At 35.0% G+C, this 23,845-nt stretch carries 26 protein-coding genes and 1 tRNA gene; 11 read left to right on the forward strand and 16 right to left on the reverse strand.

Going from position 1 to position 23,845, the window contains the following annotated elements; translation table 11 throughout:
• Positions 1–148 precede the first annotated feature (148 nt).
• From N3Z16_RS02850 to dapF, 4 genes are all read right to left on the reverse strand, one after another.
• The gene (locus tag N3Z16_RS02850) at positions 149–1,105 is read right to left on the reverse strand and encodes an NAD(P)H-dependent glycerol-3-phosphate dehydrogenase (RefSeq protein ID WP_282486665.1); all 957 of its coding nucleotides are present in this window, start codon (positions 1,103–1,105) and stop codon (positions 149–151) included.
• Entirely contained in the window at positions 1,105–2,349 is a 1,245-nt protein-coding gene (mtaB, locus tag N3Z16_RS02855; RefSeq protein ID WP_282486667.1) for a tRNA (N(6)-L-threonylcarbamoyladenosine(37)-C(2))-methylthiotransferase MtaB, read from the reverse strand. Before mtaB ends, N3Z16_RS02850 begins: the two co-directional genes overlap by 1 nt.
• 308 nt (positions 2,350–2,657) lie before the next feature.
• A complete protein-coding gene (locus tag N3Z16_RS02860; RefSeq protein ID WP_282485577.1) occupies positions 2,658–3,710 on the reverse strand; it encodes an IS110 family RNA-guided transposase in 1,053 nt (350 codons plus the stop codon).
• A gap of 73 nt (positions 3,711–3,783) precedes the next feature.
• Entirely contained in the window at positions 3,784–4,608 is an 825-nt protein-coding gene (dapF, locus tag N3Z16_RS02865; RefSeq protein ID WP_282486944.1) for a diaminopimelate epimerase, read from the reverse strand.
• A 196-nt stretch (positions 4,609–4,804) separates the two neighbouring features.
• Between dapF and N3Z16_RS02870 the strand changes: the two genes are divergently transcribed.
• Positions 4,805–5,383: a cell cycle transcriptional regulator TrcR gene (locus N3Z16_RS02870; protein WP_282486669.1), complete on the forward strand. Its 579-nt coding sequence runs from the start codon at positions 4,805–4,807 to the stop codon at positions 5,381–5,383.
• Positions 5,384–5,417: 34 nt separating this feature from the next.
• On the opposite strand, the gene N3Z16_RS02875 is transcribed toward N3Z16_RS02870, so the two are convergent.
• The 6 genes from N3Z16_RS02875 to N3Z16_RS02900 all read right to left on the reverse strand — a co-directional run bounded on the left by N3Z16_RS02875 (position 5,418) and on the right by N3Z16_RS02900 (position 11,104).
• Positions 5,418–6,632, reverse strand: a complete 1,215-nt coding sequence (locus N3Z16_RS02875) for a hypothetical protein (RefSeq protein WP_282486670.1) — start codon at positions 6,630–6,632, stop codon at positions 5,418–5,420.
• A 135-nt stretch (positions 6,633–6,767) separates the two neighbouring features.
• Positions 6,768–7,526 (reverse strand): class I SAM-dependent DNA methyltransferase, encoded by a 759-nt coding sequence (locus N3Z16_RS02880; RefSeq protein ID WP_223938723.1) that lies wholly within the window; start codon positions 7,524–7,526, stop codon positions 6,768–6,770.
• Between the two features lie 145 nt (positions 7,527–7,671).
• A complete protein-coding gene (locus N3Z16_RS02885; RefSeq protein ID WP_223938725.1) occupies positions 7,672–8,112 on the reverse strand; it encodes a GNAT family N-acetyltransferase in 441 nt (146 codons plus the stop codon).
• 192 nt (positions 8,113–8,304) lie between these two features.
• Positions 8,305–8,380 (reverse strand) — tRNA-Val (locus N3Z16_RS02890).
• Positions 8,381–8,441: 61 nt separating this feature from the next.
• A complete protein-coding gene (locus tag N3Z16_RS02895; protein ID WP_341850335.1) occupies positions 8,442–9,881 on the reverse strand; it encodes a high affinity choline transporter 1 in 1,440 nt (479 codons plus the stop codon).
• A 332-nt stretch (positions 9,882–10,213) separates the two neighbouring features.
• Positions 10,214–11,104 (reverse strand): IS982 family transposase, encoded by an 891-nt coding sequence (locus tag N3Z16_RS02900; RefSeq protein WP_341850339.1) that lies wholly within the window; start codon positions 11,102–11,104, stop codon positions 10,214–10,216.
• Positions 11,105–11,112: 8 nt separating this feature from the next.
• Here N3Z16_RS02900 and N3Z16_RS02905 point away from each other — a divergent pair, with 8 nt between their 5' ends.
• On the forward strand, positions 11,113–12,093 hold the full coding sequence (locus N3Z16_RS02905; protein ID WP_282486672.1) for a hypothetical protein: 981 nt from the start codon (positions 11,113–11,115) through the stop codon (positions 12,091–12,093).
• Here the strand turns inward: N3Z16_RS02905 and N3Z16_RS02910 are convergent.
• The 3 genes from N3Z16_RS02910 to N3Z16_RS02920 form a co-directional block, all read right to left on the reverse strand.
• On the reverse strand, positions 12,083–12,871 hold the full coding sequence (locus N3Z16_RS02910) for a metal ABC transporter permease (protein WP_282486673.1): 789 nt from the start codon (positions 12,869–12,871) through the stop codon (positions 12,083–12,085). The two genes, N3Z16_RS02905 and N3Z16_RS02910, sit on opposite strands and share 11 nt — an antisense overlap.
• A 22-nt stretch (positions 12,872–12,893) precedes the next feature.
• Complete coding sequence (locus N3Z16_RS02915; RefSeq protein WP_223938779.1) at positions 12,894–13,601, reverse strand: metal ABC transporter ATP-binding protein; 708 nt, start codon at positions 13,599–13,601, stop codon at positions 12,894–12,896.
• Positions 13,602–13,776: 175 nt separating this feature from the next.
• On the reverse strand, positions 13,777–14,259 hold the full coding sequence (locus N3Z16_RS02920) for an RT0821/Lpp0805 family surface protein (RefSeq protein ID WP_282486674.1): 483 nt from the start codon (positions 14,257–14,259) through the stop codon (positions 13,777–13,779).
• A gap of 127 nt (positions 14,260–14,386) precedes the next feature.
• Here N3Z16_RS02920 and N3Z16_RS02925 point away from each other — a divergent pair, with 127 nt between their 5' ends.
• Together N3Z16_RS02925 and N3Z16_RS02930 are read left to right on the forward strand one after the other, a co-directional pair.
• Positions 14,387–15,286: a cation diffusion facilitator family transporter gene (locus N3Z16_RS02925; protein ID WP_282486676.1), complete on the forward strand. Its 900-nt coding sequence runs from the start codon at positions 14,387–14,389 to the stop codon at positions 15,284–15,286.
• Positions 15,287–15,302: 16 nt separating this feature from the next.
• On the forward strand, positions 15,303–15,746 hold the full coding sequence (locus N3Z16_RS02930; RefSeq protein ID WP_282486677.1) for a nucleoside deaminase: 444 nt from the start codon (positions 15,303–15,305) through the stop codon (positions 15,744–15,746).
• An 81-nt stretch (positions 15,747–15,827) separates the two neighbouring features.
• On the opposite strand, the gene N3Z16_RS02935 is transcribed toward N3Z16_RS02930, so the two are convergent.
• Positions 15,828–16,106 carry an NADH dehydrogenase ubiquinone Fe-S protein 4 gene (locus N3Z16_RS02935; RefSeq protein WP_223938734.1) on the reverse strand — a complete coding sequence of 93 codons (279 nt, stop codon included), beginning with the start codon at positions 16,104–16,106 and terminating at the stop codon, positions 15,828–15,830.
• Between the two features lie 52 nt (positions 16,107–16,158).
• Between N3Z16_RS02935 and N3Z16_RS02940 the strand changes: the two genes are divergently transcribed.
• The 4 genes from N3Z16_RS02940 (at position 16,159) to N3Z16_RS02955 (ending at position 18,846) form a co-directional block, all read left to right on the forward strand.
• Positions 16,159–16,392 (forward strand): exodeoxyribonuclease VII small subunit, encoded by a 234-nt coding sequence (locus N3Z16_RS02940; protein ID WP_223938736.1) that lies wholly within the window; start codon positions 16,159–16,161, stop codon positions 16,390–16,392.
• Between the two features lie 8 nt (positions 16,393–16,400).
• Complete coding sequence (locus tag N3Z16_RS02945) at positions 16,401–17,126, forward strand: gamma-glutamyl-gamma-aminobutyrate hydrolase family protein (protein ID WP_282486678.1); 726 nt, start codon at positions 16,401–16,403, stop codon at positions 17,124–17,126.
• 76 nt (positions 17,127–17,202) lie between these two features.
• Positions 17,203–18,180: a porphobilinogen synthase gene (hemB, locus tag N3Z16_RS02950; protein ID WP_282486679.1), complete on the forward strand. Its 978-nt coding sequence runs from the start codon at positions 17,203–17,205 to the stop codon at positions 18,178–18,180.
• A 21-nt stretch (positions 18,181–18,201) separates the two neighbouring features.
• A complete protein-coding gene (locus N3Z16_RS02955; protein WP_282486680.1) occupies positions 18,202–18,846 on the forward strand; it encodes an SCO family protein in 645 nt (214 codons plus the stop codon).
• A 34-nt stretch (positions 18,847–18,880) separates the two neighbouring features.
• Here the strand turns inward: N3Z16_RS02955 and N3Z16_RS02960 are convergent, their stop codons facing one another.
• Positions 18,881–19,003, reverse strand: a complete 123-nt coding sequence (locus N3Z16_RS02960) for a hypothetical protein (protein WP_282485841.1) — start codon at positions 19,001–19,003, stop codon at positions 18,881–18,883.
• Between the two features lie 6 nt (positions 19,004–19,009).
• Between N3Z16_RS02960 and tnpA the strand changes: the two genes are divergently transcribed.
• Together tnpA and N3Z16_RS02970 are read left to right on the forward strand one after the other, a co-directional pair.
• Complete coding sequence (gene tnpA / locus N3Z16_RS02965) at positions 19,010–19,447, forward strand: IS200/IS605 family transposase (RefSeq protein WP_282485546.1); 438 nt, start codon at positions 19,010–19,012, stop codon at positions 19,445–19,447.
• An 86-nt stretch (positions 19,448–19,533) separates the two neighbouring features.
• A complete protein-coding gene (locus N3Z16_RS02970; RefSeq protein ID WP_282485819.1) occupies positions 19,534–19,917 on the forward strand; it encodes a hypothetical protein in 384 nt (127 codons plus the stop codon).
• Between the two features lie 10 nt (positions 19,918–19,927).
• On the opposite strand, the gene N3Z16_RS02975 is transcribed toward N3Z16_RS02970, so the two are convergent.
• On the reverse strand, positions 19,928–20,332 hold the full coding sequence (locus N3Z16_RS02975; protein WP_282485820.1) for a hypothetical protein: 405 nt from the start codon (positions 20,330–20,332) through the stop codon (positions 19,928–19,930).
• Positions 20,333–20,877: 545 nt separating this feature from the next.
• Here N3Z16_RS02975 and gyrA point away from each other — a divergent pair.
• A complete protein-coding gene (gyrA, locus tag N3Z16_RS02980; RefSeq protein ID WP_282486681.1) occupies positions 20,878–23,592 on the forward strand; it encodes a DNA topoisomerase (ATP-hydrolyzing) subunit A in 2,715 nt (904 codons plus the stop codon).
• The last annotated feature ends 253 nt before the right edge of the window (positions 23,593–23,845 follow it).

Genomic DNA, 23,845 nt, shown 5'->3' on the forward strand with positions numbered 1-23,845 from the left:
TTGCTCTGAATTTTGTATGTTTTAAATGCCTTCAAGATTTTTAGAAGTTTTATAAATATAAAATGAGATGCTATTTTGAAAACGTATTACCTAAATAGCCGGGCTTTTAGCATTCCTTTATCAGGCTGTAAATCATTATTTTGCAATCCTAACTCTTTACTCTTTGTACTGCCTCTACTACAGAATTGATTATAGGCAAATCTGATAATTTGATATTATATTTTAAAAGAAATGGTTTTATTAATTTTGTAGCCTCAAGCCCTTCAACCAAAGTTGAATAAGAAGAAATAAAATCTTTAGAATAATTATTTTGATGAAGTTCAAATCCAAATTTCGTATTTCGAGAAGTCTTAGAATAACTTGTTAAAATCAAATCACCTACTACCGCTGGCTCGAGGAGAGTTTCCTGTTTTCCCCCAATTATAGAAGAAATATGCAATACCTCCTGTAAAGCTCTAGTAATAAGCCAAGCCCTAGCATTTTCTCCAGCTCCACTTGCTTCCAGAATGCCGCTTTTTATTGCTACCATATTTTTAACTAGGGAAGATATCTGGACAGTTATAATATCTTCTGTAGTAGAAATTTCAAAACTCGGTGTAGATAATTTTTTAGCTAAGTTATTTGCAAGGCCTAGATCAGGAGAAGAAACTGTCGCACTGCTAAATTTTCCCAATGCTACTTCTTTAGCAAAGTTGGGACCGGAAAAAAAAGCAAAAGAATTATCAAAATGTCCTTTAAACCGGTCGGAAAGCAATTCTAGCGGATTTGAAGAAACCCCCTTGGTTGCTATCACAAAAACAGTAGTTAATGGAACATAATGCTTTTTCATTTCTTCTAACACATTTCCGAATGCGTGCGATGGCACTACAATAAATATTACCTCAGAATTCGTAATTTCTGCTATTTTATCCGTTGCTACTAAATTAGCTGGTAAAGTAACAGCTTCAAGATATCTGGTATTAGTTTTTTTGTTATTTATCTCATCTGCTATTTCTTTTGAATCTGAATATATAACTACTGACTCATGTATTCTTGCTAAATGGGCAGCAATTGCACTACCCCAACTACCACTACCGACAACGGCAAATTTCTTAAAATTGTACATTATGCTACCTTTGCTATCATATATTCTGCTTCAAAAGAGTATAATTTGGCTTTTATTATTTGACCCATATCATACTCACCCTCAAGCTTTACCGGGATAAAATTCTCAGTATGAGCCATGTTATTCTTTTCAACTAACACGTTTACGTCTTTACCAACATTTTGAGCAAAAAATTTATGTAATTCTTGAATGCCCTCAGCTCGCAGAATCGCAGCTCTTTCTTTCCTGATTTGTTTAGGTACTTGAGGCATCCTAGCAGCCGGAGTTCCTTCCCTCTCGGAGTAAGGAAAGACATGCAAATATTGAAGCCCTGCTTCCGAGATGAGTCTTCTTGTATTTTCAAACATTTCTTCAGTTTCCGTTGGAAACCCGGCAATAATATCAGCTCCGAAAGATACTTCTGGCCTAAGTGCTCTAAGCTTATTACAAAATTCTACAATTTGTTCTCTATTATGGCGACGTTTCATTCTTTTTAAAATCATATTATCTCCAGCTTGAAGGCTGATATGAAAATGAGGCATTATCTTCGGATTATGAGCAAAAAGGCTAAAAAGCTCGTCATCAATTTCTGCAACATCAATTGACGACAGGCGAAGCCTTTGTAAATTAGGTATTAGAGAAAATATCCTTCTTATCATTTGAGCAAAACTAGGTTTCCCAGGTAAATCAGCTCCATAAGCTGTAACATCTACTCCTGTAAAAACTATTTCCTGATAATTTTCAGCAAGGAGCAACCGTATCTGCTGAGCAATTACTCCTATTGGTACAGATCTACTGTTCCCTCGACCATACGGTATCATGCAAAAAGTACATCTGTGATCACACCCGTTTTGCACCTGGATAAAGGCCCTTACCTTTCCTTCAAAACTTGTTACCAAATGATTGGCTGTTTCTTTAACTGACATAATGTCATTAACAGCAATACGCTTTTCATCAATAAAGTAATTACTGCTAGAGAGCTTTTCCTCGTTCCCAAGTACTTTACTTACTTCACTCATTGATGCAAACATTTCCGGACTGTTCTGGGCGGCGCACCCAGTAACTATAATAGTTTTGGAAGGATCTTGTCTTTTAATTTTTCGAATAGCCTGTCTTGCTTGTTTTTCAGCTTCTTTCGTTACCGCACAAGTATTAATAACTACAGCATTTGTAAGGTGCGATTTTGTCAAATTATTCCTAATAATCTCACTTTCATAACTGTTTAATCTACAGCCAAAAGTTATTACCTCGTGGTTTTTACTCATGTATGGACCTCCCCGATAATGCAAGAAATAAATAATATTAATAGCAAAAAAATCAAAATGCAGTCATGTATCCGACTTATAGTTAAGTAAATAGTTCTATTAAATCATTTACTCTACAGCCCTGATGGAAATTCGCCACTTACAAACTTAACATAATCATAATATCGGCTTCGTGTTTGAGCCCATGAGTAAAACAGTTTTTTTGTAAGTATAAGATTTGTCTTATTTTGCCATCAATGTTTATCACCTCTCGCATATTCCTGAAATTATAGTAGCTACTTGAGTAAATAACACCATGTCACTTACCCCTAACTACACACTTTATTCTCTACATAATCGTTACCTGAGCTTAGCACTGCAAATACAATTCTGGCTAATTTATTAGCTACAGCCACAACTGTTTTGTTATGCCCACTCCTGTCATATAAATTAAACATCCATTGTGCAAATTTGCTATAATCTTTTTTAGCTTTCTGTGATTCAGTAGTAAATCTTAGTTTTGTATTAAGTACAGCTCTTGCTCCTTGAATTAATAATGTACGTAAGTATATATCACCTCTTTTACTGATTCCAAGCAGCTTCTCTTTACCACCACTAGAAGCTTGTCTTGGCACTAATCCAAGCCATGCGGATAATTGCCTACCATTCTCAAAACAACTACCATTCCCTATAGATGCTATCAAGGCAGTAGCTGTAATTAAACCTATACCAGGTATAGCAATTATTTGTTGATACTTATCTAATTCACTAGCCATTATTTTTAGTCTACTTTCTAAGCATTTTATTTTCTTATCATTCTCGATAAATTCCTCTTTTAAATCACTGAAAGTTTGCTGACTTATTGGACTTAATTTCCCGCTGTCTAGAACCTCTGTTAACTTTGATGTAATTTTATTTATACCCTGAGGAATAATGATTCCAAACTCATGTAATAGCCCTCGGATCTCGTTAGCAAGAGCAGTACGATTTTTTACTAATCTAGCCCTTACTCTATGAATTGATAAGATATCCTGTTGTTCTATACTTTTAATCGGAACAAATCTCATATTTGGTCTTGATACGGCTTCACATATTGCTTCTGCATCAGCTTGGTCGTTTTTATTAGTTTTTACATATGGCTTTACAAATTGTGGCGCCATTAATTTTACCTCGTGCCCTAGTTTGCTAATTTCTCTAGCCCAATAATTAGCACCTCCACAAGCTTCCATACCTACTAAACATTTAGGTAAATTAGCTATAAAAGTTAATACCTGATCCCTCATTAGTTTTTTCTTCAACACAGTCTTGCCATTTTTATCTACACCATGAAACTGAAAAATTCTTTTTGCTATATCAATACCTATTGTAGTAATATTTGTCATGTGGACCTCTCTATTGTTGTTTAGGATTCATTTCCTATTCTAGAACAATAACATTTGTTATAGATTCTGTATACTAGGGTAGGTCCATACCATTATAATAATACTCTCCTGCAAAAACGTATGAGGCAGAACCAGTCATCAAAACCTGATTATTCTTTTTATTCATTTTTAAAGTACCAAGCTCAAAAGCGACTTTTGCTTCATCATCCACAAACCCCAATTTATTAGCCGCTGCAAAACTAGCAGACGCACCACTTCCGCAAGCCATAGTAAAACCAGTGCCTCTTTCCCAGACTTTTAAAATTATAGTATCATCATCGATTTGAGCAAAATTTACATTTACTCCATTAATAAATAATTCATTTTTCTGCAAATTTTTACCAAAGATTTTTTTATCTTTATCACCTAACTTGCTAAAAATAACAAGATGGGGATTTCCTATATCAACGCACACCATTTCCTTTGGCTCTATTCTGTATTTTTCAGCTAATTCCCATAATTTTTCCTGCGAGGGCATCCAATCTGTAGCAAAATTTGCCGTCCCCATATTGACAGTTATGTTATCTGGATCGGAATACTCGGCTGTAATCTCTTTACCCTCTACTTTTATTGTTGTATTTTTAATACCATACCGGTCAAACATTAGACGAGATAAGCACCTCGAAGCATTACCGCAAGCTTTAGCTTTTGAACCATCCTGGTTAAAGATATTCATAAAAATAGAATCATTATCTTTTTTATAAGTTATAAATTGATCACAGCCAATACCAATATGCCTGCATGCAATTTTAATTACAAAACTTTTTATATCTTTAATATCAGCTAATAAGGAATCCTCAATAATGACAAAATCATTACCCAGGCCGTGCATTTTAATAAAAAATATTGTTTTCATAATTATTTTAAGTAACAATTTAATAACCCGCTGTGAGCCGTTATTGTAGCAAATTTTTAAAAAAATTATAGTTTTTTAAATAGGATATTTATAGATCAATACCGGTTAGAGATGAGCAATTGACTTTATTCCATAAAAAGAGTATTTTCTTAAATCAAATCAGCAGCAATATTTAACCGGAAAAGCACGGAATGAACCTATGACACAAAATAAAAAGCTTCCCTTAATGCCAAAAGCTACTGCCATATGGCTTATTGATAATACTACTTTAACTTTTAAACAAATAGCTGATTTTTGCGGTATGCACGAACTTGAAGTCAAAGGCATTGCTGATGGAGAAGTTGCAGTGGGAGTCATAGCGGATAATCCAATAACTTCTGGTCAATTGAATAAAGAAGAGATAGAAAGGTGTTGTAAAGATTCCAATGCAAAACTTCAGTTAAAACTGAGTAATGCTTACGAAACAGTTTCCAGGGCGAAGAAGAAAGGCGCTAAATATACCCCTATCGCAAGACGCCAGGATAAACCTGATGCTATCTATTGGATAATAAAAAACTTTCCTGAAATTAGAGATTCTACCATAATAAAACTAATCGGTACAACAAAATCTACAGTAGATGCGGTACGTAATCGCACTCATTGGAATATGGCTAATATACGTCAGCGTGATCCTGTATTTCTTGGAATATGCAGCCAGACAGATCTTGATAAAGTAGTTGAAATTGCACGTTTGGATGCAAGCAATAACGAAAGTAAAAAAACGTCTGGGAATACTTGAGATAAGTAAATAGAGGCGAATTACTAGGAAGGTGTCATTGAATACCGCTTCTACTTTTGTTATGAGTTTGATTTCTAGTAGGGGTAGAAGGCGGTGATATTTTTGGTTCATATAATTTTTTATGGGTAACCGGTTGAGACGGGTTGCTGGAATAACCAGAAGGGTTAATAGTGGCCGCAGCTTTTTTATTAACATAAGCATCATAACCGCTTTTTGCTACCACCCCAACAGCAACAGCTCCAGCAATAGCCGTACCTACTGGAAACGCCGTAGCAAGCAGTGCTGTTCCTACCGTTTTCCATGGATTCTTTTTAATTTTGTGCAGCAATTCAGCACCCATCCCTCTTGGGGTAGGTGAATCAGCTTTCCCTTGGCTTGCCTTCTTGTTAACATGAGCATCATAAACACTTTTTGCTACCACCCCCACAGCAACAGCACCGGCGATAGCCGTACCTACCGGAAATGCTGTAGCAAGCAACGCTGTCCCCAAAGTTTTCCATGGATTCTTTTTAATTTTATGTAACAGTTCAGCACCCATCCCTCTTGGGGTAGGTGAATCAGCTTTCCCTTGGCTTGCCTTCTTATTAGAATAGGAATCGTAACCGCTTTTTGCTACCACTCCAACAGCAATAGCCCCAGCAATGACAGTACCAGCTGGAAATGCCGTAGCAAGCAACGCTGTTCCCAAAGTTTTCCATGGATTCTTTTTAATTTTGTGCAACAATTCAGCTCCCATACCCCTTGGAGGAGGCATTTCTTCAAATTCTTTAGGCCGCGGTGACTGAACAACTTGGCTTCCTTTTACAGCTATTGGTACGGACATTTGGGTCTGTTTAGCGCCAGCAGGATTTGATTTACCGGCGTATTGCCCTTGTTCTATAGCAGTTGTTTGTTCACGAGTTTGTGATCTGGATAACGCTTTGGCCTGCTCTAATTTCCTTCTCTCTTCTTCATCCATTTGGGAAACAGGTTGTGTTTGTTGTGGTTTATTACCATAAGGAGAGCTGACTCTACTAGCACCGTCGGCTGTAAGAGAAGCTCCAGCTGCAAAAAGATCACCAACCCCTGGTCCCACTAAAGCAGTACCAAAACTAACTACGACAAGAGCTACGGTACCAGCCATTATCCCTACCCCCAATAGCGCCTCCCCCACACCTAATAGACCATTACCTACAGCTTTAGCATGATCTTTAGCTGTTCTTTCCTTCGCAGGAATAGTAGTTCTTTCAGAATTCCCCGTCTTAGTCATTAATTTATCTTATTTATTAATTGTACACTTAAAATTAGTGTAACAAAAAACTTATACTGCAATACAAGAAAATATGTTTATGTTAGTAATTATTAAGATTGGTGTTGCAAAGAAAAATTTACAATACTATTGAGGCTACAATTTCTTCCTGGAAACAATAATTATGTCTTTGGAATTATTAGAATCAAATGGTTCTCTAGAAAAACTTCCGTATACCTCTAATATTTCAAACCCTGCCTGATTTAAAAGATGTAATAAGGTGGGAAAATTTGTAAATTTAAGAGTAATTTTACTTAGAGTATGATGAGTTTGCCATACTCTTTTGGTGGTATATAAGACAGTATTATTGAAAGAATCATAATGTTGCGTTCCATAAACCTTTACTCTATTACCATTAGCATCTAGAAAATCATGCCAGTATTCAAATTCCCTTGAAGTTTTCATTTCATCAGCCACAGTATTACGTGTATTAAAAATAAAAAATCCGCATCTTTTCAGATGCCAGCTTACACAAGCCAAACAACTCCTTTGGTCGGATTCGTTCAATAACGCCTGAAAACTATTACCTGCCATGGCTATAAGGTTGAATTTTTGCTCTAGCTGAAACTTTCTTATATCTTCTTGCAAGTAGAAAATATCAAATCCTAAGGCTTTAGATTTTGCCTGCGCCATAGACAACATGGATACACTTTTATCTATTCCTACACATTCTAATCCTCTTTTGGCAAGCTCAATAGTAAGTCTTCCAGTACCACAAGCTAAATCTAATACTTGTCCAGAATTAATATAGCTACTAAAAATATCAAAATCCTCAGTGAAATTTCCATACTCACAATCGTAAAGCCCAGGATGTTGGTATTCCTGAGTAATGTTTATAGAAGTTTTCTTTTTCACCGGTCTACACCGTTTAAATTAACGCACATAAACACTAAGAAAAGCATGATTAGCTTTAATAAAAAAATAAAATTTTTATTGGCTAATGGTATAGCTATTTTTATGGAGAGAATCGCTAATTTTTATAATATTTTGATAAATACCATTATAACTCCTTCCTCAAGTATAGCTTGGCCATATATCCTTCGTTTTTATAGCCAAGGTTCTTATAAAATTCGTGGCTACCAGCTTTTGCACGTCTTAATCCCGACGTTAGATCAATAATAGCAGGGCTGCTTTCCTTTGCAATATCTTCGACAAATTTCATAAGCATCTTTCCAATACCTTGTCCTCTATAGCGACTAGCAACTACCAATCCCTCAATATGAAATCTAGTGCTATCTGAAACAAAAAGACTGCTCCTAGACCAAGCCACTAATCCTGCAATCTGTTTGTCCATTTCACATAACGCCACTCCATATCCTGGGTTTTGCAAAAACCTTTTAAACCTTATATTAAAATCTTCAAATGATACAGGATATCCAAGTTCATCAAGTAATGGTAATAAAGCGGGGGTATCTTTATCTGTGGCCTCTCTTATTTTCAATGCTTTTCCTAACGTTTTATTTTAACGTGCTTATTTCAGCTACGGAACTTGCTAAGCTTTTTATGGATACTGGAGAAGGTTTAACTAACAAAAAAATAGCCAGTGTAATGGCTAAACCTAAGAAAACAAAAACAAATTTGTGTGCATTAGTTTTTACCATTAAGACCTCTCATAATGCAAACGGAAAATATTTGGTGGGCGATGACAGACTCGAACTGCCGACCGTCTCGGTGTAAACGAGATGCTCTACCAACTGAGCTAATCGCCCCTAGGAAAGCAATATGAACTAATTTTGCCGATTAATCAACTATTTTTTATGGTTTAATCAATTAATATGCAGAGCTAGTCTTTAGTTTTTTCCAATACTTTGAGGATAGGCTGCCTACTATCATACCAATCGTAGCCATTAGAAGGCCAATTAATTGAGGCGGTATATAATCTTCCTCAAGAAAAGTCAGTATTGCCCACGTACCTACACCTAGAATAATAGATAATATTGCCCCGTGGTTATTTGCTTTACTCCAGTAAACGCCAAATGTTAAAGGTACAAATGCTCCACATAAAGTTACAAGATATGCTCCTTTAATTATCTCTAATATGGTAACTCCTGCGCTTACATTTAAGTAGGAATAGAAATATACTAAAAATCCAAAAACAAACACTCCAATTCTTGATGTTAAAACGATCCCTCTATCCGTAAGCTTCAGAGAATCTTTTAGTATGTTCTCCGCAAGCAAGGCTGAAGGAGCAAGCAGAGTACCGGAAGCAGTTGACATTATAGCCGAAAGTAAAGCTCCAAAAAACAGAACTTGTAAGAACACCGGAGTTTCTTTAAATATATAGTCTACTAAAATCCTTTGCTGATCACCTCCAGCTTCTAACGTCTGCTCAAAAATCCCTGGGGATAATAATGAAATACCGTATGTGATAAAAATCGGCACAAAACAAAATATTATATATATGACACCACCAATCGTGGAGCCAAGAACTGCTGTACGTTCATCTTTAGAAGCCATTACCCTCTGGAAAACATCTTGCTGAGGAACAGACCCTAGAGCTAGAGTCAAAAAAGTTGCAACAAATTCAAGTGTATCATGAAAATTTGTTTCTGGCCAAAAATCAAATTTATTATTTGCCGCAGCATGCGAAATAATTTCAGTTGCCCCTCCGTCAAAACGACCGGCAACTAACACTGCCACAGCAAGTAACCCCACTATAATCAATATCATTTGGATGAAATCCATCACTACCAACGATTTCATTCCACCCACTATCGTATAGAGCATGATTATGGCTAGTCCTATCAGCATTGCAAGCTCAAAGCAAATCGCATCGTTAAAAATAAGTTTTATTACTAAACCAAGTGCTACTATCTGTGCTGACATCCATCCAAGATAACTGGCGCATATAGTTAAAGACACTAGCATTTCTACTACTCGTCCAAATCGTTGCCTATAAAAATCACCGATGGTTACAAGTTTCATCCGATAAAGTCTGGCAGCATAAAAAACACCAACTATTATAAGGCAAAAACCAGTGCCGATAGGTTCAGCTATTATTCCCCTTAAACCGTCATTAATAAAAACAGGAGGAATTCCAACAACGGATTCTGAGCCAAACCACGTCGCAAATACCGTTGCAACCGTCATATAGAGTGGTATTGCTCTACCTGCTAAGATATAATCAGTGGAATTTCTTACTCCTAGACTAGAATATAATCCGATTATAATTGAGAAGACCATGTATAAAGCTATAAAAAGTATTAGCATATGAGGTGTGGTGCTGGTTATAAAAATGTTAAGGGATGACTATATATATTTTTCTATTTCTTTCAAGTATAAATATAAATAATCGGTTAATTTTTCTAGAATTTCAAGAGAGTTTTTATCTAAATAATCATTAGAACAGAAAAGTTTTATATTAGTATCAGTATTATACAACTTTAAGTTTGTATTAAATTATATAATATATACATAAAAATTCCTTTTACAAAAAGCAAACAATGTTTTATGTTAACTATTATTTAACTATAAGTTGCATGAGCAAAAAGAAGTATATAATAAACCCAGAAGCAGAAGTTAGCGATTCTTTCTATATAACCTCAGTTCGGGATAAGCGCGTAGTTTAGAGATAAATCAAAACTATAATTTATTGAAGGTTTATTTTTTTTAAAGCAATATGATATAAACGTGGATAGTATATGCACAAAGGCATTGATTGGTGATCTATGTCTCGTGTGTTCAAGGTTCATTTTATTTTTTAAATAATCAAATACAGTTTCAATTATATTTCGTTTGCGTAGTAAGATTTTTTCGTTTAAATCCATTAATTTATTTGGCATATTCTTTTTAATTCCATGCACCATTTTCAATCCTCTTTCATATAAATTAATGAATAGATTTTGCTTAATATAACCTTTGTCGGCGTATATAAAACCAGTTAAATCCGTTGTTAGATCAAGCACAGGAACTCTATCATCTACGTTTCCCTTAGTCATTTTTAGCGCGATAAATTCACCTTTTTCGTTGATCACTAAATGTAATTTAAACCCATAAAAAAAGCCCATAGATGATTTGCCTTGCTTGGCAAGCCCAGCAAATGTTTTATTCCTATAGCGTCTTTTATTGTGGCAGATTTTGATTGCGGTAGTATCCATAAAATATGTGCCAGTTTCTTCGCCAAATAACATATGCAAAAGTATATTAAACGGTAAAAATAATCTAGACATTAGTTCTACAAAACGGTTATAACTTAAGGCATTCGGAAAATCGTTTTTGTGGATATACTCTATACAAGTTTTGTAAAAATATTTAAAGTTCTTTGCATGAGACGTATGATACATTACCATGATCGTCATAATCTCGCTCAAGCTCATACTACATAAGCGATTTCGCTGTTTATTGCCAGGTAATAATTGCTTTTTTTCGTAACCAGAGTAAATTTGGCAAAAATCATCTATAAAGCTGTACAATTCCGTGATATCTTTTTTCATGCCTGTGGTTGCCATTTTTTGTTAAAAAAGAGCTTTATCACAGGCATCACCATCTTGCAACCCTTGTATCTACTATATATTTATGCAATCCTTATCCCGAACTGGGGTATATAAAGCCAGACCTCTTAAAAAAGGAGTACTTATTTTGCTGGGATTTTGATAACACTATAATAAAGGGTAATTCCCACGATTTTTTTGATACCCTGAATATTACGGGATCAGTACCTAAAGAATTAATAGACAAGTTTTTAGCAGATGAGGATAACTGTTTAAGAGATCCTGTTAATCTGTTACCTATCATACGCAAGACACTCAAACATGGCCACAAAATAGCTATTACCACCTTATCAGAATATCCAGAGGTAATAGAACCGGCTTTACAAAAGCTAGGCTTGACGGAAGATGAAATTAATAAAGTTAAAATCATCAACGGGCCTTCATCTACTCTTTATCCTGGTAAATTAAAGCATATAAAAAAAGCTATGGATCATTTTGAAATAACAACAGAGCAATCGGTATATTTAATTGATGATGATGAGAAAAATTGTTTTCTTGCTAAAAAAAACGGATATAGCGTGATTAAAGTGGATAACAAAGACTCAGTAGGGTGTTTAACAAAAATCAATAAACTTATTACAATTAAATCCACTACTGATGAATTTACCCCTGATAAAATAATTGATAAAGAACTAGGAGCTTTAGAAGACCCTAAAATATATACTCGTACACAAGAAGTTGGTAGTTCTAGTTTTTTTCCTACACCTGAACCTTCTTCTTTCAAGGCAAAACCATTAAAGAATAGTTCATTGCGTAAAAAATTATGTTTTGGACAAGATAAAGGTTTTATATCTTCCAAACCATTTTCAGAGGATATTTTTGCTAAATCCTTAACTGATTCATTACTTTCTCCGTTTTTACAGTTAGAAAAAAATCCAGTAGAAATATTAGGAGAAAAATTTAGTCCCTCTCTATCTGAATCTAGTGACTAGTTTTAAATAAAAATTTTTTAAAGTGCGTGATAAGTAAAAGTAGAAAATATATAAACCCTCCAGATAATATAATGGATGGAGCAAAAGGGATATCTAAATAGAAAGACAAGATCCCTCCTATAAAATTCATCATTAAGGAAGAAAGGATAGCAAAGCCGATCATTGACACCGGTGACTTAGCAACCATTCTGGCAACCATTGCCGGAATGACTATTATACTAGTAACAAGCAACGCTCCAACAATCTTAATAGTTGATAGCACTGCAAAAGAGAGGACGGCTAGAAAAGCTAGTTCAAGAAATTTAACTTTTACTCCTCTTGATTCCGCAATATCCTTACTTAAAATCATCAAAACAAGGTCTTTATACGAAGAGAGAAAAAATATCAAAACTACTATAAGAATAAAGAATAATAATTTGATATCTTGGGCACTCGCTGAAATAATATCCCCTACTAAATATTTAGTAATATTAATCTGACCAGGGTAAGAATAAGCTAGCACCAAGCTTAAGGATATCATTATGCTTGTGGTTAAACCGATTGCTGCGCTATTACCGGAATTACTGCGCAATTTAAAAATGATAAAGGCAAACAGACCGCTACTAAGCAGTCCAGCATAGAAAATAGGTAATCCTGACATTACGCTTACGATGCCTGCAAACATACTTGCATGAGCCAGACCATCGCCAAAATATACATATCTTTTCCATAAAACAAGGCAGCCAAGAGGCGCAAAAATAAGACCGATTAAAACTGAAACAGTAATTATTACAAACATCGATAACCAAATATGTATTCCATTAATGATTGTGCCTATGATCATGTGAATGAACATAGAACCCTATTTCGGATAGTGCATTTTTAAAGTCTAAATTCTGGCCGGCATCATTTGGCTTACCTATGCAACAGACGTGACCATTAATACAAATTACTTGATCAGAATTTTTCATGACCGTAAACAAGTCATGCGAGATCAAAAAAACGGTTAAACCTGTTGTTTCTTTTATTTGCTTAAGCAGCTTGTAGAATTCTTGTTGACTTGTAACGTCAAGGTACTGGGTGGGTTCGTCTAGAATAACTAAATCTGGTTTATCCATAAGTGTTCCGGCAAGTACAAGTTTTTGTAATTGACCACCAGATAATTCAGAAATATCAATCTTCCTTACATTATCGAAATCAGCAAAATTTATCAGTTCGGAAACTTCTTTATCAATTCCACCTGGAACTAGAATATTCATTAAAGCTTCGGCATTCAAAGGCATATTGAAGTTAAAATCCAGCTTCTGGGGAGCATAACCGATTTTTAAATTATCCTTTATCCTTATTTGTCCCTGAGTTGGCTTTTCAAGGCCTAATATCATCTTGGCTATAGTAGTCTTTCCTGCTCCGTTTTGCCCAATTAATGTGGTTATTTCCCTTTGTTGTAGTTTAAAACTTACATTATCTACCAAAAGTTTTGAGTCAAAATATTTGCTAACTGAAGAAAACTCTACAACTGGAGACATAATTTTCCTAAAATTAAGATATACAAGAATTTGAGTTTACTAGTACGACAAATAAATATAGCTAAAAGAGCAAAGTAAAAAGACTTGGACAGATACATGTTATATTTCAATCCAAGTCTATTTGTTAAATTTGGGTTTAAACTGATATATTATTGACTTTCTTAAAACCAATAAATCGCTATTTAACGATTTCCCAGTTACCGTCCGGTTTACGACAAGCCTTACCATAAGCTTTCTTCCTTTCCCCGCCTATTACTATTTCTTGGGTATATTCACGGCAATAACCTTGTTCTGTCTTTAATGTATTAGTAGGAGTAATATATCCATAATTTCCACTATCAGGATTACGCCATTCAACGCTACTACCAGACGGAGAATATTCAAGAGCCTGACGTGAACTTTTTTCAAGTAATGCACGATCGTATTCGTCCATGGATTTACCAATCTGCCCGCCTATGAGTGCACCAGCTAAAGCGCCAACTCCTGTAGCAATAAGTTTTCCCTCCCCTCCGCCAAATTGAGAACCAAGTAACCCTCCGGCAAGACCACCTATTAATGTGCCGCCACTTTGTTTATTCATCTGCCCGCTACAAGCGTTTAACATAAAAACGGAAGTAACAAGAATAAGAACGTTTGATATTATTTTTACATAACTTTTCATATATTAATAACTCACTTTTTTGGTTTTAAGATTAATTTTGACTTTAAATAATTAGGTATTAAGATAAGTTACAGATAACCAATATGATATATGCTACTAATTTTTATTGCAATTAAAAAATATAGATATGGCTATAGAGAGGAATAATAGGCTAGTTAAGATTGCATCTTACGCATCAGTAACAACAGCGGTAATTATTATGCTGGCTAAAAGCTATGCGTGGCTTGCTACCGAATCGCAGTCGATTTTAGCGTCGCTTATAGATTCGTTACTTGATATATCTTCTTCAGTAATAAATCTAATAGCTATTAGAGTTTCTTTACTACCAGCAGATGATAATCATAGATTTGGCCATGAAAAGTTTCAGGATCTAGCCATTTTTTCACAATCAATGTTTTTTTTTGCTTCATGCTTGTTTACTCTTTTTTCCTCTTCAAAATCGTTATTTTCAGGTTCTGAACTCGTAAATTTAGAACTTGGGGCTAATGTCATGTATTTTTGCGTGTTTTTAACATTTATCCTTGTATGTTTTCAATCTTATGTCATCAGTAAAACAAAATCAAAAATTATAAGTGCTGATAAACTCCATTATTTCTCAGATTTTATCACTAATATTGCCGTTATTATTTCTATTTATTTAAGTGCGACCTTTTGGTATATCGATGCTTTAGCAGGAATCGGTATTTCTTTATACGTCATGTACGCGTCCTACAGACTATTTCGTGAAGCAATCCGTAACTTAGCAGATGAAGAATTTCCTCAAAAAGAAAAAGATAAAATCCTGAGCATCGTCTCTAATTACAATCAGGTAAAAGGTATCCATGAATTGAAAACACGATATGCAGCAAGTAAACCTTTTATTCAATTTCATTTAGAACTTGACGGCAATATTACTTTGTATAGATCTCATGAAATGGCTGATAAACTAATGAAAGATTTATTGCAGGAATTTCCAGAAGCAGAAGTTACTATACATCAGGATCCAGCAGGACTTGAACAAGACGTAAACTATCGTGAAAAAATATAATTTTGAGAATAGGTTCATGCAACTGGCATTTCAGGAAGCCCGACAAGCTTTCGAGGAGAATGAAGTACCGGTCGGCTGTGTTATAATACACAATACGGGCAATAGTATTGTTGCCAGTACTAGAAACCTTGTTCAACAAACTAAAAACCCCAATTCTCACGCTGAAATTTTAGCCATCAACCGTGCGTGCTTAGAATTAGATAATAAGAATTTATCTGAATGCGATATATACATTACTTTAGAACCATGTACTATGTGTGCTGCGGCCATTGCTAACGCAAGACTCAGAAGAATATATTACGCTGCCGCTGACACAAAACAAGGAGCAGTAGAAAATGGAGTGAGATTTTTTAACTCCTCGTCCTGTTTCCATCGGCCAGAAATATATACTGGTATACTTGAAGAGGAATCAGTCAATCTAATGCAAAAATTTTTTAACAACATCAGAAACCGCAGCTAAAGCATAATTTATTATGCAAACTCAATATAGCTTCCGGGAATATAAAATTGCAATATTTCTCCGTAAGTGCCAACAAATAAATTAATTAAAATTGCTAGCGTAAGTTTTCTTGATTAATTTTGGTTTTTTCGGTTCTATTACTTCAAAATCGTAATTCTTCTTTTTAGCAAATTCTATTGCTTTTTCCAAAGTGGGAAATTTTATTTTAACTTCATTAGACATATCATTAGAAGAAGTGCGTCCCATTAGGGTTTCCTTGAATTTATTACCAGGTTTTTCTACAAATTCCAGCAACCAATTTCCAGAGCCGTGTCCAGATTGGGTAGATGATTTAGTAGGGATATAAATTCTAACTTGCATATAAGAAATAAATAATGTTTAATTGGCACAAAATAAATATTAATTGAGATTTATGACTAAATCTATCGAAAAAATGAGTTTTGAAGAAGCTTTGGCTGAACTTGAAGAGATAGTAAATAAAATCGATACCGGTCAAGAAAGTTTAGCTGATGCAGTTTCTAGCTTTGAAAGAGGAGTTGCCCTCAAAAATCATTGTGAAAAAATGCTAAAAGAAGCAAAGTTAAAAATAGAAAAAATCACTATCACCGCTGAAAATAAAATCGAATTTACTGAAGTCGAAGTTTAGTTGGGTAAATGAATAATTTAAGGCAACCAGTAATAGGGATTATTCTTGATCTAAACACCGATTCTAGTAAATATTCTTATGCGTCATTCCCGTGGTACGCTCTTAGGGCTTGTTATTCGCAAAATGTTGAGAAAGCAGGAGGAATACCAGTTATGCTTCCTTATAACCAGAATATTGACGCAACACTAGCATTGATTGATGGGTTGATTATACCTGGGTGTGATGAAGATATCCATCCTAGGTTTTATGGTTGCGAAATTTTATCGGATAAAGTTAAAACCAAAGATGTTAGGGCTGAATATGAATTAGAAATTACTCAAAAAGCTCTTAGTGAAAATATACCTGTATTTGGCATCTGCAATGGCTTACAATTAATTAATATCCTTTTTGGAGGAACTCTTATCCAACATATTCCGGATCATTTTAGCAGCGAGTTAAATCATGAACAACCTCCACCTAAAAATATTCCAACTCACCCTATTAGCATCAAAGAAGGAACAATTTTAAGATCTCTTAGCCCTAACTCCAGAGTTATGGTAAACTCCACTCACCATCAGGCAATTGAAAATCTAGGAAAAGGCCTGGTAGCTTCTGCGTATGCCCCTGACGGAATTATTGAAGCGGTTGAGTCAAAAGATTATAAGTTTCTAGTGGGGGTTCAGTGGCACTCTGAATATTTAAATTCCGAGTTAGATAAAAACTTGTTTAAAAGATTGATTGAAGCAAGTTCATAGATTGTATATAGTAAGTTTATTGCTAGTTTTAAGTTGTGGAAGCTATTACCATTTTCAATTAATTATTTGCAAAATTATGTTTCCTATTGTTAGATTAAGAAGAAATAGAAGAACTAGTTGGCTGCGTGACCTGATGGCAGAGTCAACACTTCGCCCTGAAGATCTTATACTGCCGATGTTTGTCGTTGAAGGAGAGAATGAACGCCACGAGATTAAGACGATGCCTGGAGTTTATAGGCAATCAATAGATCAAGTTGTAATTACAGCCAAAGAGGCGCAGGAAAGAGGCATAAAAGCAATTGCTTTATTTCCTTCAGTTGACGATAAGTTAAAATCTGAGGATGCTGACGAGGCATATAATCTTGATAATCTAGTATGCCGCACTATTAGAACTCTTAAAAATAAAGGTCTTGAAATAGGAATTTCCTGCGATGTAGCTCTTGATCCTTATACTATCCACGGCCACGATGGTATCCTAATTGACGGTGATGTTGACAATGATCAGACTATTAAAGCTTTATCAAATCAGGCTCTAGTCTTAGCAAAAGCAGGAGCTGATATTATTGCACCGTCTGATATGATGGACGGTAGGATAATGGCTATCAGAGAAGAACTTGATTCTAATGATTTTACTCACGTTAATATTCTTGCTTATGCAGCAAAATATGATTCGAGTTTTTATGGGCCTTTTAGACAAGCAGTTAGGAGTAACAAGAAAGAATACCTAAGTAAAGCCACATACCAAATGGATATTCGTAACATTAAGGAAGCCATGCGCGAGATTGAGCAGGACATTTCAGAAGGTGCTGATATGATTATGGTAAAACCAGGAATGCCATATTTAGATGTAATACGTGAAGCTTCTGAAAGGTTCGATGTTCATATTTTTGCCTATCAGGTCAGCGGTGAGTATTCGATGCTGAAAATTGCTTCCGAAGCAGGAGTCCTCCAGTGGGAAAAAGCAATAGTAGAATCATTAATAGGTTTTAAGAGAGCAGGGGCCGCAGGTATTTTTACTTATGCAGCTTTAGAAGTTGCCGATATGCTAAAATAAAATATATTGGGTATATATTATATGGAAGAAAATAAAAAGATTAAACTAACCACTAAAATTATCATTTTACTTAGCATAATTATAGCTCTTGTATCTTCATATATCTTGATTTTTGTAGAACTGCCCAGTAAACCATTATCAGGTCATGGCGGAGCTATACCTGAAGATGTACCGATTGGCGGCGAATTTGTCCTAACTGATCAGAACGGTAATAAATTTAGCAGCGAGCAAATAAAAGGTCATTTGAGCCTAATTTATTTTGGCTTTACATATTGCCCTGATATCTGTCCTACTACATTAAATAAATTATCCAATGTTATCACTACTTTAGAAAAGTATAATATTGATATCTTACCAATATTTATTACAATTGACCCTGACAGAGATACTCCCGCATTACTAAAAGAATATTTAAGCCATTTCCATCCAAAATTTATAGGTCTTACAGGCTCAGCTGCAGATTTGAAATATGTAGCAGACCTGTATAAGGTATTCTATACTAGATCCCAAACTTCTGAAAATCTCAATAATTACATGATAGACCACTCATCTTTCGTGTATCTCATGGATAAACAGGGTAAATATATGAAGCATTTTTATATGAATAGCTCAGAACAGGAAATAGTCGAATATATAAGGATAAATAAGAACTCATTGCGGGTTTGAATTTTTACGAAATAAAACCATTATAGCCTTGTATTTAAAAGGTTTGTAGATATATTGAGTATTCATTAATTTTATAGTCCCTTTGGTGGTGAAAACCTCCATCTTCCAGATGGAAAAGCTTTAGCTTGTCTAATGCGCCATGATGCGGTAGCATCATAAGTCTATGACTTACTATAACAAAAGATCACATTCAGTTTTTTATCATCGTTATCATATAGTATGGATAACGAAATATCGCTATAAGGTACTTACTTACGACATAAAAAAACGTGTTCGGGAACTAGTGTTACAGGTAGCTGAGGAAATGAGTATAAAGATAGAAAATGGCGTTGTATCAAGCGACCATGTCCATATATTTGCAAATATTCCTCCGCATATTAAAATTAGTGAATTTGTTCAGAAAGCTAAGGGAAGATCATCTAAAAGAATACAGGAAGAATTTCCGATACTAAAAAAGAAATACTGGGGTAGACATTTATGGGGCAGAGGATACTTCAGTTCAACTAGCGGTAATGTTACAGATGATATGATTAACGAATATATCAACAAACACACTGACGCTCATGAGACCGACTTTACTTCAAATATTAGGCTAGAATGAGCTTTAGCTTGATAAGCGACTTCTAGTCGCAAAGATCAAACTTTCATCTCTCAGATGAAAGTGGTTGATTTAAGTAACCAAATAGAATGAGCAGAATTAGACGATACAACAAGCTTCCTACTGTTTTGAGAGAAGATGAATTTAACGAATTTGTCTTACCGCATCTTAAAAAAGGCACACGTGGTCCAAGTAAAAAGATATCATTTTTCAAATTATTTAATTACATTCTTAAACTCATGCATACTGGTTGCCAATGGGAACAGATACCAATAGACAAAAATAAAGACGGCATGCCAGAAATTCACTATACTAATATCTATAATGCTTTTAAGTTCTGGGTTAAGCACGGATGCTTTGATAAGATTTTCGAAGCTTCGGTGGCAAGGTTATTTAAAGCTGGAATGCTTGATACTGATATATTACATGGTGATGGTACTTGTACTTCTGCTAAAAAAGGGGTGACAACTTAGGGTATAATGGTCATAAACACACTAAAGGAGACAAGGTTGTACCGTTTTGTGATAGAAACTGCAATGTTATTGCGCCTTTTGTTACTGCTCCGGGTAATAGGAATGAAGGAATCCTGCTTACTCCTGCAATATCAAACTTAAAAAAGATTGTAAAACTAATAGGTATAGATCTCAAGGAAAGTACCATGAGCTTAGATGGTGTATATAATTCACGTAAAAATCGTAAAGCAATTTTTAATCTTGGCATGACTCCTAATATGCCAGAGAATAAAAGGAGTCGCAAGAAATCTAAGCGAGGAAGAAAGCAAACTTTTTGCCGGAAAATCTTTAAAGAAAGGTTTAGAACGATAGAGAGAATATTTGCCTGGGAAGATAAATTCAAACGGTTGTTACTGAGATTTGAATTCCACAGCATAAACCATTATGCTCTGAAAACTATAGCCTACAGCATGGTTAACCTGCGGCATTTTTGTGGATAACGGCTAAGCATGGATTAAACAAGGTGCGGATGAAGCTAAAGGGAGAATACTGCCCAAATTGCCAAAAATTAAGCAATTTGATTATAAAATCATCAAAAATTCCAATACAAAAGCTGCAGTTCCAAAATCTTATCGACGAGAATAAAAACCCACCCGTTTTTAAACTATGAAACCAGCAATGAGTTCATAGCCTCAACAGAATTTGGTTTATCTTTTAACCAATAGATTGGGCTTCTGTATTTATGCTGCGGAAAAGTATTGAATAGAGCTTAATAGGTTTTGGATGTTAAAATAATGTGAGTGTAGAAGGATAAAATTTTACTATTGAAGTATTATTCTATACCACAAATAATTTTACTATTTAAGGAAGCGACCTTTAACCTGTAAAAATATATTTTTGGTTCTTAAAACCTTGCAAATTAGATAATTTTCTACTAATCTCATCGCCATAAAATATATAAATTTGTAGGGAAGGAATATAGTGAGTGCTTCAGAAGATCAGACAGTTATCTCAATAGGTATTGAAGACGAAATGAAACGTTCATACATGGACTATGCTATGAGCGTTATCGTAAGCCGTGCTATTCCAGACGTTAGAGACGGTCTAAAACCGGTTCATCGCCGGATTTTGTATTCAATGTACGAGTCCGGTTTTTATGCAAATAAACCTTATAAGAAATCGGCAAGAATAGTCGGTGATGTAATCGGTAAGTACCATCCTCATGGAGATACTGCAGTTTATGACTCATTGGTGCGTATGGCTCAGGATTTTTCTCTGCGAGTGCCATTGATTGATGGTCAAGGTAACTTTGGTTCGATGGACGGCGACTCAGCTGCTGCTATGCGATATACCGAATCCAGACTTGCTAAAATTTCTCATACATTGCTTGAAGATATTGATAAAGAAACAGTCGATTTTCAAGCTAACTACGATGGTTCGGAAAGTGAACCTAAAGTGATACCCGCAATGTTCCCGAATCTTCTCGTAAATGGTACTGGAGGTATTGCTGTTGGTATGGCAACTAATATTCCACCTCATAACCTTGGTGAAATAATTGATGCATGTGTTCTTTATATTGATAATAACAACATAGATATATCCGAGTTAATATCAGTAGTTAAAGGGCCAGATTTCCCAACAGGTGGTATTATTTTAGGATCAAGTGGTATTCAGTCTGCTTATCTAACTGGACGAGGTAGTGTTGTTTTTCGTGGTAAATGCGAAATTGAAGATAATAATAACAGACAGGCTATTATTATTTCCGAAATGCCATATATGGTAAATAAAGCGAAATTGGTTGAAAAAATTGCCGATCTTGTTCATGAAAAAAAGATCGAAGGAATTAGCGACCTGAGAGATGAATCTAATAAAGACGGGGTACGAGTAGTAATAGAAATAAAACGTGATGCAGTGGCAGAAGTTGTATTGAATCAGCTCTATTCATTTACCCAGCTCCAGACTAGTTTTGGTGTAATTATGCTCGCTCTTGATGAGGGAATGCCAAAAGTTATGAACTTAAAAGAGGTAATAAGTGCTTTTGTTAAGTTCCGTGAAGTTGTGATTACCAGAAGAACGATTTTCCTGCTAAATAAAGCCAGAGATAAGGCCCATATACTACTGGGCATTAGAATTGCTGTAAGTAATATAGATGAGATAATAAGAATTATCAAAAGTGCATCAAATCCAAATGATGCAAAAGATCAGCTTATGGAAAAATCTTGGAGTTGTTCTGATATAGCAAATTTAATCAAACTAGTAGATGATAAAGCAATCATCGGTGCAGATGGCAAAATTCACCTTACAGAAGCACAAGCTAAGGCAATTCTCGAGATGAGATTGCAACGCTTGACCGCAATGGAAAAAGATAAATTAGAAGCAGATTTGACAGAACTTTCTAAGGAAATAACTGAATATATCGATATATTAAGTTCTCGGGAAAAATTATTATCAATATTAAAATCTGAGCTTTTAAAGGTTAGGGAAGATTATGCAACTCCGAGGTTAACAGAGATTATTCAAAGTGATTTTGAATATGACATGGAAGACCTGATACAAAAAGAAGATATGGTAGTAACTGTAACTCTTAGCGGCTATATCAAGAGGGTTCCTCTTGCTACCTATCGAGCGCAAAAACGTGGAGGAAAAGGGAGATCTGGTCTTTCGATGCGAGATGAGGATATACTTACTCAGCTTTTTGTGGGTAATACCCATACTCCCATGTTATTTTTTTCAAATATAGGCCAAGTTTATAGTTTAAAATTATACAAATTACCGCTCGGTAATCCACAAAGCAAAGGGCGTCCTATTGTTAATCTTCTTCCTTTAAAAGAAGGAGAAGTTATTAATAATATAATGCCAATGCCTGAAAACCAGGAAGAGTGGGATAACATGCACATCATGTTTGCAACCAGCAAAGGTAATATTAGAAGAAATGACCTATCTGATTTCAAAAAAATTCAAGCAAATGGTAAGATTGCAATCAGACTAGATGAGGATGATAGCTTAGTTAATGTAATGGCATGTTCAGAAGATGACCATATATTACTTGCAAGTAGACAGGGTAAAGCTGTACGTTTTCCGGTAAATGCAGTTAGGGTATTTAGAAGTAGGACTTCGGACGGTGTTAGAGGAATGAAGCTAGCAGACGGTGATAAGGTAATCTCTATGACTATACTTCACGGAATAAAAGCCTCTATGGAAGAACGGGAAGCTTATTTAACTATTCCTGTTGAAAAAAGACTTGAAATAGCAAAAGGCGATCAAGAATTTACGGCAGAAGAATTAGGGGTTTCGTTATCCAAGGAACAAATTATAGAACTTGCAAAGGCTGAAGAGTTTATTTTAACAATATCTGAGAACGGATTTGGAAAAAGAACTTCTGCTTACCATTATCGGATTACAAATCGTGGTGGCTCAGGAATTGTTAATATGGTTTTATCGGCAAAAACCGGTGATGTGGTAGCCTCGATGCCGGCAAATATGAACGATGAAATAATGCTTATTACTAATAATGGTAAATTAATTAGATGTAAGCTGGATTCGGTCCGTATAACAGGGAGAAGTACTTCTGGTGTTATCCTGTTTAAAACTGACAAAGGTGAAAGAGTAGTTTCTGCTTCCCTAATTGCTGAAACTTCAGAAGAAGAGGCGCAAGTTGAGGAAGATATAGAAAGTGAATCTGGTAGTGAAGAATAACTAAAGGGCTGTAATTATTTTTTAGCAGATTATTGATACCGGAAAATAAAATTGACCAGATTAGTTACCAATTTAGCTATGAAAAACTTTAATATCCAATATCTTTTAGCTAAAGAAGAATATGGAGGGGGAATAGTAGAACATTCAAGGGGTAGATATTTGTTTTTGCCCAAGAACTCATTGCGGGTTTGAATTTTTACGAAATAAAACCATTATAGCCTTGTATTTAAAAGGTTTGTAGATATATTGAGTA

The organism is Candidatus Megaera polyxenophila (assembly GCF_029982035.1).
GTDB lineage: Bacteria > Pseudomonadota > Alphaproteobacteria > Rickettsiales > Rickettsiaceae > Megaera > Megaera polyxenophila.